Source organism: Sphingomonas corticis (assembly GCF_012035195.1).
Taxonomy (GTDB): Bacteria; Pseudomonadota; Alphaproteobacteria; order Sphingomonadales; family Sphingomonadaceae; genus Sphingomonas; species Sphingomonas corticis.
This window is the reverse complement of the sequence record NZ_JAAVJH010000013.1, coordinates 82,707-93,787: the sequence shown is the minus strand read 5'-3', so window position 1 is coordinate 93,787 and position 11,081 is coordinate 82,707. Positions and strand designations below refer to the sequence as shown.

Annotated in this window: 9 protein-coding genes; 5 read left to right on the top strand and 4 right to left on the bottom strand. The window is 74.3% G+C overall.

Going from position 1 to position 11,081, the window contains the following annotated elements; genetic code table 11:
• The first annotated feature begins 245 nt into the window (after positions 1-245).
• Both HBH26_RS16390 and HBH26_RS16385 read left to right on the top strand, forming a co-directional pair.
• Entirely contained in the window at positions 246-1,472 is a 1,227-nt protein-coding gene (locus HBH26_RS16390) for a TIGR04063 family PEP-CTERM/XrtA system glycosyltransferase (RefSeq protein WP_168135716.1), read from the top strand.
• Entirely contained in the window at positions 1,442-2,230 is a 789-nt protein-coding gene (locus HBH26_RS16385) for a hypothetical protein (RefSeq protein WP_168135715.1), read from the top strand. The genes HBH26_RS16390 and HBH26_RS16385 overlap by 31 nt, the downstream gene beginning before the upstream one ends.
• Position 2,231: 1 nt before the next feature.
• Here the strand turns inward: HBH26_RS16385 and HBH26_RS16380 are convergent, their stop codons facing one another.
• Genes HBH26_RS16380 through HBH26_RS16370 form a run of 3 tightly spaced genes read right to left on the bottom strand, consistent with a single transcriptional unit; the run spans position 2,232 to position 3,931 of the window.
• A complete protein-coding gene (locus tag HBH26_RS16380) occupies positions 2,232-3,434 on the bottom strand; it encodes an MFS transporter (RefSeq protein ID WP_239024872.1) in 1,203 nt (400 codons plus the stop codon).
• 24 nt (positions 3,435-3,458) lie between these two features.
• Positions 3,459-3,761, bottom strand: a complete 303-nt coding sequence (locus HBH26_RS16375; protein ID WP_168135714.1) for a hypothetical protein — start codon at positions 3,759-3,761, stop codon at positions 3,459-3,461.
• Positions 3,758-3,931 (bottom strand): hypothetical protein, encoded by a 174-nt coding sequence (locus HBH26_RS16370; RefSeq protein ID WP_168135713.1) that lies wholly within the window; start codon positions 3,929-3,931, stop codon positions 3,758-3,760. The genes HBH26_RS16375 and HBH26_RS16370 overlap by 4 nt, the downstream gene beginning before the upstream one ends.
• 89 nt (positions 3,932-4,020) lie before the next feature.
• Between HBH26_RS16370 and HBH26_RS16365 the strand changes: the two genes are divergently transcribed.
• A complete protein-coding gene (locus HBH26_RS16365) occupies positions 4,021-4,641 on the top strand; it encodes a S24 family peptidase (protein ID WP_168135712.1) in 621 nt (206 codons plus the stop codon).
• Here the strand turns inward: HBH26_RS16365 and HBH26_RS16360 are convergent, their stop codons facing one another.
• On the bottom strand, positions 4,642-4,812 hold the full coding sequence (locus HBH26_RS16360) for a hypothetical protein (RefSeq protein ID WP_168135711.1): 171 nt from the start codon (positions 4,810-4,812) through the stop codon (positions 4,642-4,644).
• A gap of 98 nt (positions 4,813-4,910) precedes the next feature.
• On the opposite strand from HBH26_RS16360, the gene HBH26_RS16355 reads away from it, so the two are divergent.
• On the top strand, positions 4,911-6,863 hold the full coding sequence (locus HBH26_RS16355; RefSeq protein ID WP_168135710.1) for an autotransporter assembly complex protein TamA: 1,953 nt from the start codon (positions 4,911-4,913) through the stop codon (positions 6,861-6,863).
• Positions 6,863-10,981: a translocation/assembly module TamB domain-containing protein gene (locus HBH26_RS16350; RefSeq protein ID WP_420824996.1), complete on the top strand. Its 4,119-nt coding sequence runs from the start codon at positions 6,863-6,865 to the stop codon at positions 10,979-10,981. The genes HBH26_RS16355 and HBH26_RS16350 overlap by 1 nt, the downstream gene beginning before the upstream one ends.
• Positions 10,982-11,081: the final 100 nt, after the last annotated feature.

Sequence of the window (11,081 nt, the reverse complement as noted above, 5' to 3'; positions counted from 1 at the left end):
TTGGGAAAGAACGGTTGCAGACGCGCCATCTGCTCATCCGTCAGCCAGTACAGGTCGCTCATCCACTCTCTCCTCACGGAGCCTGAATCAGATCGCGCCTCCCACATCAATGGGTCCTGACCCTAAACGTCCTCGCCGTTCGTCCTGAGGACAGGCTTCGACGGGTTCGGTGCCTTCTCGGCACGACCGGGGAGGGTGACAGGCTTAACTCCGCATCAAACCACCTCCCGCTACACCCGCGCCCCATGCGCATCCTCCACGTCCTCGACCACGGATTGCCGCTGCAGAGCGGCTACACCTTCCGCACCCGCGCGATCCTGACCGCGCAGATGGCGCAGGGGTGGGACGTGGCGGCGGTGACCGGGATGCGGCAGGGAAGCGCCGCCGACGCGGCGGAGACGATCGACGGTATCGCCTTCCACCGCACCGGCCCCGGTCCGCTGCCGGGCCTGCCGGGGGAGATCGCGGCGCTGGCGGCGCGGGTCGGCGCGGTGGCGGACCGGTTCCGGCCCGACGTGATCCATGCCCACTCGCCCGTCATCGGTGCGCTCGCCTCCCTCCACGCCGCGCGCCGCCGCGGACTGCCGCTGGTCTACGAGATCCGCGCCTTCTGGGAGGATGCGGCGGTGGGGAACGGCACGGGGCGCGAGGGATCGCTGCGCTATCGCGCCACGCGCGCGCTGGAGACCTGGGCGGCGCGGCGCGCGGACCATGTCGCCGTGATCTGCGAGGGGCTGCGCGGCGACCTGATCGCGCGCGGGATCGATCCGGCGCGCGTGCTCGTCTCGCCCAACGGCGTCGACCTCGGCCTCTTCGGTGCGCCGCTGCCGCGCGACGCGGGCCTCGCCGCCGATCTGTCGCTCGGCGACGAGGTGGTCGGCTTCATCGGCAGCTTCTACGATTACGAGGGGCTGGACGATCTGATCGCCGCCATGCCCGCGCTGGTCGCGGCGCGCCCGGCGGCGCAGCTGCTGCTGGTCGGCGGCGGGCCGATGGAGGCGGCGCTGCGCGCACAGGCGGCGGCCTCGCCCGTCGCCGATCGCATCCGCTTCGTCGGCCGCGTGCCGCACGCCGAGGTCGAACGCTACTATTCTCTGGTCGACGTGCTCGCCTATCCGCGCAAGCGGATGCGGCTGACCGATCTCGTCACGCCGCTGAAGCCGCTGGAGGCGATGGCGCAGCGCAAGCTGGTCGCCGCGTCCGACGTCGGCGGGCACCGCGAGCTGATCGAGGACGGCCGGACGGGCACGCTGTTCGCCGCGGACGATCCCGCCGCCGCGGCCCGCGCGCTCGCCGCGCTGCTCGCCGATCGCTCCCGCTGGGACGAACGGCGGGCGCGGGCGGAGGCGTTCGTTCGCGAACAGCGTAACTGGTCGTCAAACATTCGTCGCTACCAACCTGTTTACCAACGCCTTGCACTGGCCGCGGAAGGAAACAGGACATGGTCGCGTATACCCTCCCTGCAACACTGACGGGCCGGCTGGTCCCGACGCTGGCGGTACTCGCCGGGCTCGGCGTCGCCGCCGGGCTGGCCACCGCGCCGGCGGAGACGCTGGACGCCGTGGTCGCGCGCAGCGGCCTTTCCGCGCTGCTGCCGCAGGCCGCACCCCCCGTGGGCGTCACCGGGCGGACGCTGATCGCGCTGGCGGTCGGTGCGCTGGTGGTCGCGCTGGGCCTGGCAAGCCAGTGGCGCCGCCCCGCCGGCATGACGGCGCGGCGTGCCGATTCGCATCCGGACGCCCCGCCATGCCGCCCGCTGCGCGCGAACGACGAACTGGGCGCGCCGATCCCCGTCCAGGACGCGGCGGAGCCGCTGCCGATCGCGTCCGAGCCGCCGGTTCCGCCCGCGATCCGCGACGTCCCGGCCGACCTCGACCAGCCGCTCAGCGCCTTCGATCCCGACGCGATCCCCTCGCGGCCGCAGGAGCCGGTGCGCGCCGTCGCGCCGCTGACGCGCGTGGCGAAGGTCGTGCCGCTGCCGCCGTTGGACGCGGTGGCGGAGGAGCCGGCGCGCATCACCGCCTTCTCGCTGGCGCCGGTCGCCTGCGCGCCCGATGCCGAACCGCGCATCGTCGCGCCCGTCGTGCCGACGCCCGAATCGATCGGCGCGCTGGTCGCCCGGCTGGAGAAGGTGGCGCGCGACGCCGCCCGCGACCGGCGCGCCCGCGCCGAGCGCCAGCCCTCGCTCGACGATACGCTCGCCCGCCTGCGGCAGCTGGCGACGGGCTGACCTAGCGCCGCGATCGCGTGAACAGCCACCACCCGCCGACGCCCGCCGCGATGCCGAGCGCGCCGCCGAGCCAATAGGCCTCCACCGCGCCCGCGGGCACGAACAGCCCGCCGGTGACATAGCCCATCATCGCGGCGCTGCTGGTCGCCGCGCCGTACATCGCCGCCACCCGGCCGTGCATCGCGGCCGGGCTCTCGCGCTGGAGCATCGTGCGCACCGCGACATTGTGCAGGCTGTTGGCCGCGCCGCCGATCGCGAAGGCGCCACCGACCAACCCGACGCCCCACGTCCAGCCGGCGCCGATCGCCAGCATCGTCGCACCCATGACCGTCGCGGCGGCGAAGGCGAGCGGCGCGGGCCGGCGCATCGCCAGCGTGCCGCCCCACGCCGCTCCCGCCAGCATTCCGCCCGCCCAGCACGCGGTCAGCGCGCCGAAGACGGTCGCGCCCGCACCCATCGCCACCGTCACGAGGAAGACGAAGGCGACGTCGGCGATGGCGGTGGCGTAGACCTCCAGCGTGAGCGCGCCGATCATGACGGTGATCCGGGACTCGCGCAGCAGCGGCAGGTAGTCGGCCAGCAGCGCCCCTTGCGCCGCGGGCGCGTCCGCCGCCGCCACCGGCCGCCGCAATCCGCTCGCCAGCAACACCGTGGCGAGCAGCGCGAAGCTGGCGGCGTCGATCAGCAGCGCGCCCGTCGTCCCCCCCCACGCCACCAGCACGCCGCCCGCGACCGGCCCCGCCAGCATCCCCGCGCCGCGCACGAACTCCAGCAGCGCGTTGGCGCGCGCCAGCGGCATGCCGAGTGCGGTCGACAGCACCGGGATCAGCGCGAAGCTCGCCGCGCCGCTGACGGCGAAGGAGACGCCCAGCGCCGCGGCGCCGATGATCGTGGAGGAGAGGTCGGCGTGGGTCGCCATCCAGGCGATCACCGCCGCCTCGGCCAGCGACGCCACGACCAGCAGTCGCACGGCGTCGCGCGTGTCGACCAGCCGGCCCGCGAACGGGGCCGCGAGCAGGCCGGGCAGCAACTCCGCCACCAGCAGCATCGGCACCGCAAAGGGCGGATCGTGGGCGGCGGTGCGGAGCATCAGCGTGACGAGCGAGATCTCGTCGCCGATCGTCGACAGCGTGAGCGCCGCCAGCACCGGCCACCCCCACCCCCGCCGTACCCCCGTCACCTGCATCGTCGCCCCCGGCCGCATCAAAGGCCGCGGCGCGTCTAGGGGTCAACCCCGCGCCACCGTCACGCCCTCCAGCCGGAAGCGCGTGACGCCCGCCGCGCGCTCGCACGTGGCGACCGTCAGGTCGGCGACGACGTGCCCCGGCACCTCGATCGCCTCGTCGCCCAGCCGCGCGAGCCACTCATCCAGCCGCACGTCGGACCGGCCGCTCGCCTCCACCCGGTGGCGTCCGCCCGCGAAGGTGGCGCTGTGCCATGCCTCGCTGGCGTGGCGCTCGATGCGGATGTCCGCGCCGGCGAGGGTCGCGGCGCGCAGCAGCGCGCGCTCGAAGCGCAACACCGCGCTCACGCGATCCCTCCCATTGCCGCGCGCACGCGCCGCACCAGCTGCGGCCCAGGCTCGCGTCCGCGGCGCAGGTCGCCCACCAGCCGCGGATCGTTGACCACGCGCCGCCCGAACGTGGTCTCCGCCACGCCGGTGCGGTCGAGATAGCGTTCGATGTCCCTCAGCAACGTCATCGTTCTCGCCCTTCCGATTCTCTGTTCCCCATTCGTTCTCAAATGATTTCCAACTTGTCTAGGATTTTTCCTGCGGGTAAGGTGCGCCGATGGACGGCGATCCGCGCAAGGCATTGGCAAGATTGGCGGAGGAGCAGGGGCAGAGCCTGTCTGCGCTGTCGCGCGTGCTCGGCCGCAACGTCGCCTACCTGCAGCAGTACATCGCTCGCGGCACTCCGCGCGTCCTGCCGGAGCGCGACCGGGCGCGGCTCGCCGCCTATCTCGGCGTGGAGGAGGCGGTGCTCGGCGGCCCGGTGCGCGAGGAGGCGGAGGCTCGCGTGCCGTGGCTCACCGTCGCCGCGTCCGCCGGGCCGGGCGCGCTCGCGCCGGAGGAACGGCGGCTGGGCGGCCTGCCGGTGCCGCACGCGCTGCTGCGTGACCTGGGCGTGGCGCCGGCGAACGTCTCGGTCATCGCCGTGGCGGGCGATTCGATGGCGCCCACGCTGCTCGACGGCGACCGGCTGCTGGTCGACGGCGCGGACCGCCGCGTGCCCGCCGCGGGCGGCGTGTTCGTGATCCGGCGCGAGGACGCGCTGTCGGTGAAGCGGCTGCGCCCGGCCGCGCGCGACCTGGCGATCGTCAGCGACAATCCCGCCTATCCCGCGCTGGTCGAACCCGCCGCCGCGGTCACGGTCATCGGCCGCGCACGCCTGCTATGGCGTGGGCTGTAGCTACCGGTCGCGCAGGTAGATCAGCAGCGCCAGCGCGGCGCCGATGGCGAGGCCCGCCAGGAAGCCGATCGTCGGCTGCCCCGCCACCAGTCCGCCGACCGTGCCCAGGATCGCCCCCAGCGCGATCGGGAAGCCGCCGGCGACGGGGGAGCGGGAGGGGGGCGGTGCCATGGCCGCCGCATGGCACCACGCGCGATTCGGCGCAACCGCGCCGCACTTTCGCCGCGACGCCCCTGTCGCTGCGGCGAAACGCCGTCTAAGGCGAGGAAATGTGGCGGACGGCGGGGCGCTGCGGCGTCGTGCTGGGCGCCTTGGCGGGATCGATCACGGCGGCGGCGGGCGCCGCGGCGCAGGAGCTTCCGGCGTCGGACCTGCCGTCGGCGGAGCAGATCGACCCCGCCGCCCCGCTCGCGCCCCTGCCGGACCTGGGGCTCGACTGGCCGGACCTGTCCGCCGCCCCCGCCAGTCCGGCGACTCAGGCGACCGTGGCGGCGGAGACGCGCTACGACTGGCGCATCGACGGCATCGACGGCATCGGCTCCGCGCTGCTGCACCAGCGCTTCCGCGAGCTGTCGGTGCTGGTGCAGAACGACGGGCGGGAAGCTAATCCGGCGCAGCTCGACCGTCGCGCGCGCGAGGATGCGGAACTGCTGGTCACGCTGCTGCGCGGCGAGGGCTATTACGACGCCGCCGTCGCCACCGCGGTCGAGACGGCGAACCGCCCGCGCCCGATGATCGTCCTCCAGGCGGAGCCGGGCGCGCTCTACCGCTTCGCCGGCGTCACCGTCGCCGGGGTGGAGGCCGCGGGCGCCAAGGCGGGCACGCTGCGCGAGGCGTTTCCCGTCAAGGCCGACGATCCCGTCAACGCCGACACCATCGCGGCGGCGGAGGCGGGGCTGCGTACCCGCATCGGTGAGGAGGGCTTCCCCTTCGCCACGGTCGGCGAGCCGGCCATCGTCGTCGATCGTGCCGCGCGCACGGCCACGCTGGACGTGACCGTCGATCCCGGGCGCGAGCGCACCTTCGGCCGGCTGATCGCCGACCCCGGCAACCGCCTGTTCGACGCCGACCACGTCGCGGACATCGCGCGCTTCCGCCCGGGCGACACCTATCGCACCAGCGAGGTCGACGACCTGCGCCGTGCGCTGGTGCAGACCGGACTGGTCTCCACCGCGCAGGTGACGCCGGTGCCCGGCGCCACGCCCGACACCGTCGACGTGCGCTTCCGGCTGGAACCCGCGCCGCCGCGCACGGTGGCGGCGGAGGCGGGCTACGGCACCGGCGAGGGCGCGCGCGTGGAGCTGAGCTGGACCCACCGCAACCTGTTCCCGCCGGAAGGCGCGCTGACGGTGCGCGGCGTGGCGGGCACGCGCGAGCAGCTCGGCTCGCTGGTCTTCCGTCGCAACAATTTCCAGGGCCGCGACCGCGTGCTGACCGCGCAGGTCGCCGCCGCGCACCTGGAGCGCGACGCGTTCGAGGCGGACACGCTGTCGCTCTCCGCCAGCCTGGAACAGCAGACGACGATCTTCTTCCAGAAGGCGTGGACCTGGTCGCTGGGCGGCGAGTTGCTCGCGTCGGACGAGCGCGACGTGATCGCCTCCACCGGCGAGCCGCGGCGGCGCACCTTCCTGATCGGCGCGCTGCCGACCAGCCTGGGGTACGACGGATCGGACGACCTGCTCAATCCCACCCGCGGTTTCCGCCTGTCGGGCCGCTTCAGTCCGGAACTGTCGCTGCAGGGCGCGGCCTTCGGCTACACCCGCGTCCAGCTGGACGGCAGCGCGTACCAGGCGGTGACGCCGCGCGTCGTGGCCGCAGGACGGGTGCGCGTCGGCACGATCCTGGGCGCGCCGCGCGACCAGGTGGCTCCGTCGCGGCGCTTCTACGCCGGCGGCGGCGCGTCGGTTCGCGGCTACGGCTTCCAGTCGATCGGCCCGCGCGATCCGAACAACGATCCGATCGGCGGGCGCAGCCTGGCCGAATTCGGGCTGGAGGCGCGGGTGCGGCTGTTCGGTGCGTTCGGCCTGGTGCCGTTCCTCGACGGCGGCAACATCTACACCGGCGGGCTGCCCGACCTTTCCGGCTTCCGCTACGGCGCCGGGCTGGGCGTGCGCTACTACAGCAACTTCGGCCCGATCCGCGTCGACGTGGGCACGCCGATCAACCCGCAGCCGGGCGATTCGCGCCTCGCCGTCTACGTGTCGCTGGGGCAGGCGTTCTGATGCGGATGCTGCGCTGGCTGGCGTTCGGTATCGCCGCGCTGCTGGCGCTGGTCGCGATCACCGCGGTCGTCATCGACACCGGCATCGGCCACCGCATCGTCGCCGACCGGATCAACGCGTTGAAGCCCGACAACGGCCTGCGCTTCCGCCTCGGCCGCATCGACGGCTCGCTCTACGGCAAGGCCGAGCTGATCGACTTCCGCCTGTACGATCCGCAGGGGCTGGTGCTGTCGATCCCGCGCGCGCGGCTGGACTGGTCGCCGCTGCGCTGGCTGTCCAACCGGCTCCACATCACCGCGTTGGACGTGCCGCAGGCGACGCTGGCGAAGCTGCCGAAGACGCGCGACACCGGAAAACGCGGCCCGATCCTGCCGGGCTTCGACATCGTCATCCGGCGGCTGACGGTGGAGCGGCTCACCGTGCTTCCCGCGGTGACGGGACGTGTGCGCCAGGGGCGCATCGCGGGACGCGCCGATATCCGGTCGGGGCGTGCGGAGGTGGACCTCGCCGCGCTGGTGCAGGGCAGCGACCGCCTGCGCGCGCGGATCGATTCCGTGCCCGACGCCGGCCGCTTCGACCTTGCCGTGTCGGCGCGCGGCCGCGCCGACGGCGTGCTGGCGCGGCTGACCGGCCTGCGCCGTCCGCTGGCGCTGGAGGTGGGCGGCGACGGCGACTGGCGCCGCTGGAACGGGCGCGCGGTGCTGGATGCCGGCGCGGCGCGCGTCGGCGACCTCGCGCTCGGCAATCGCGAGGGGCGCTACACGCTGGTCGGGCGGCTCGATCCCGAACCGATCGCCAAGGGCAAGCTGCGCGCGCTGACCGCGGGCGGGGTGACGGTGAACGGGGGCGGCACGTTCGTCTCGCGCCGGCTGGAGGGCACGCTGGCGCTGCGCTCGCGCGCGCTGGCGGCGGAGATGGAGGGGGCGGTCGACCTCGCCGGCAGTGCGCTGCGCAACCTGCGGCTGCGCGCGCGCCTGCTGCGGCCGGAGGCGCTGTTCGGCAACATGCGCGCGACCGGCATGGAGCTGCGCGCGATCCTCGACGGCGGCTTCTCCAGCTTCCGCTTCGACTATCGCCTGCTCGCCACCCGCTTCTCCTTCGACCAGACCGGGTTCGAACAGGCGCGGGCGGCGGGGCGCGGGCGCTGGTCGAGGAGCCCGGTGTCGCTTCCCGTCCGCTTCACCGCCGCGCGCGTCACCGGCGTCGGCGACGTGGCGGGCGGCATCCTGCGCAACCTTTCCGCCGACGGCGTGCTGCGCGTCACCTCCCGCCTGGTCACGGGCGACGGCATCCGCGTCCGCTCGGACAGGCTGACGGGACGCGTCGGACTCCAGCTCGACCTCGCCACCGGTCGGTTCGAGGTCGGCGTGGAGGGCGCGCTGGGCCGCTACCTGATCCCCGGGCTGGGCGTGGTCGACGTCACGTCGCGCCTGCGGGTCGTGCCGGGGCCGGGGGGCAGGGGCACGCGCGTGGTCGGGCGCGGCGCGGCACGGATGCTGCGGCTGGACAACGGCTTCTTCGCCAGCCTGGCGGGCGGGCTGCCGCGGATCGAGACTGCGCTGGAACGGACGCCCGACGGCATCCTCCACTTTCGCGACCTCGTCCTCACCGCGCCGGCCCTGCGCCTCGCCGGCAACGGCTATCGCCGCCGCGACGGCACCTTCCACTTCGAAGGCGCGGGGCGGCAGGCGAGCTACGGCGCGGTCCGGCTGGTGCTGGACGGTCGGATCGAGCGGCCGACGATCGATCTGATGTTCGACCGGCCCAATGCGGCCTTGGGCCTGCGCGACGTGCGCGCGCGGCTGCTGCCGACGCCCGCCGGGTTCGCCTTCACTGCGGCGGGCGGATCGCGGCTCGGCCCCTTCGCGGCGGAGGGGCAGATCCTGCTTCCCGCGGGCGGACAGGCGCGCATCCAGGTCGCGCGGCTGGACGTCAGCGGCACGCGCGCGTCGGGCGCGCTCGACATCGTGCCGGGCGGCTTTCGCGGCCGGCTGACGGTGGCGGGCGGCGGACTGTCCGGCGCGCTCGACTTCGCGCCGCAGGGAAGCGTGCAGCGGATCGACGGCGCGATCGACGCGCGCGGCGCGCGGCTCGGCCCGGCGACGACGGTGCGGCAGGGGCGCGTCCAGTTCGGCGTGCTGCTCGATCCCGCCGGCCCGCGGATCGAGGCGACCGCCACCGCCACCGGCGTGCGCCGCGGCAGCCTGAGCATCGCCCGGGTCGCCGCCAATGCGAAGCTCGCGGGCGAGAGCGGCGAGGTGCGCGCCTCCATCGCCGGCCAGCGCGCCGGCGGCTTCCAGATCCAGTCGCTCGTCCGCCTCTCGCCGGACGGCTATACGATCGAGGCACAGGGCAACGTCGGCCGCCGACCGATCCGGCTGGAAACGCCGGCGCGGATCACCCGCGACGGCGTCGACTGGGTGCTCGCGCCCACGCGCCTCGCCTTCGCGGGCGGCAGCGCCGATCTGTCGGGCCGTTTCGGCGCGGAGCGCACCGCGCTCGACGCGACGCTGGCGAACCTGCCGCTCAGCGTGCTCGACATCGGCTATTCGGGCCTGGGGCTGGGCGGCGCCGCGTCGGGGACGGTGACGCTGGCGCTGGCCGACGGGGCGGCGCCCACGGGCCGCGCGAACCTGACCGTGCGCGGCATCACCCGCTCGGGCCTGCTCAGCACGTCCGCGCCGATCGATCTCGGCATCGCCGGGGTGCTCGCCGCCGACCGCGCCGGCTTTCGCGCGGTGATGGCGTCGGGCGGGCGCATCGTCGGCCGCGCGCAGGCGCTGCTGAAGCCCGCGGGCGGCGGCGACCTGGTGGAGCGGCTGCGGCGCGCGCCGCTGTTCGCGCAATTGCGCTACAGCGGTCCCGCCGACACGCTGTGGCGGCTGACGCGGGTGGAGCTGTTCGACCTGACCGGTCCCGTCGCGATCGCCGCCGACGCCACCGGCACGCTCGCCGCCCCGCAGATCCGCGGCACGGTGCGCGCCAGCGGCGGGCGGATCCAGTCGGCGACCACGGGCACGCTGCTGACGCAGGTGGAGGCGCAGGGCAGCTTCGCCGGATCGCGGCTGCGCATCGACCGCTTCACCGCGAATGCGGGCACCGGCGGGCGGGTGACGGGCACCGGCAGCTTCGACTTCGCCGGCACGAAGGGCGTCGCCTTCACGATCGATACGGAGGCGAACCGCGCGTTGCTGATCGACCGCGACGACATTGGCGCGACGGTGACGGGGCCGATCCGCTTCCGTTCCGCCGACGGGTTCGGCGGCGTCATTTCCGGCGACGTGCGGCTCGATTCCAGCCGCTATCGCCTGGGACAGGCGACCGCGGCCAGCGCGGTGCCGCGGCTCAACGTGCGTGAGATCAACCTGCCGCCGGGCGCCGACAGCGACGACGACGCGCCCGCGCCCTGGACGCTCGACATCAAGGCGCGCGCGCGCAACGGCCTGATGGTCAGCGGCCTGGGCCTCAGCAGCGAGTGGACCGCGCAGGTGCAGATCGCGGGCACGCCCACCAACCCCGCGATCACCGGCCGCGCCGATCTGGTGCGCGGCGAATATGAGTTCGCCGGCCGCGAGTTCGAGCTGTCGCGCGGCATCATCCGCTTCGCCGGGGAGGTGCCCGCCAACCCCGCGCTGGATATCGAGGCGGTGGCGAACACGCAGGGGATCAACGCGTCGATCCGCGTGACCGGGGTCGCGCAGAAGCCGGAGATCACCTTTGCCAGCGTCCCCGCGCTGCCGCAGGACGAGTTGCTGTCCCGGCTGCTGTTCGGCACCTCGATCACCAACCTGTCCGCGCCGGAGGCGCTGCAGCTCGCCGCCGCGGTGGCGGCGCTGCAGGACGGCGGCAACGGGCTCAATCCGATCAACGCCGTGCGCCGCGCGGCGGGGCTGGACCGGCTGCGCATCCTGCCGGCCGATCCGCAGACGGGGCAGGCCACGTCGATCGCGGCGGGCAAATACGTGACGCGGCGGCTCTACGCGGAGATCATCACCGACGGCCAGGGCTATTCCGCCACCCGCGTCGAATTCCAGGTGACGCGCTGGCTGTCGCTGCTGTCGTCCATCTCCACGCTCGGCCGGCAGAGCGCCAACGTGCGCGTGTCGCGGGATTATTGAGGCTCGGCAGCGCTCGGCCGGCAAGCGGCACGCCTCGCCTCCGTTCGTGCTTCGACAGGCTCAGCACGACCGGAGGATGTTCACGCCTTGTCGCGTCACG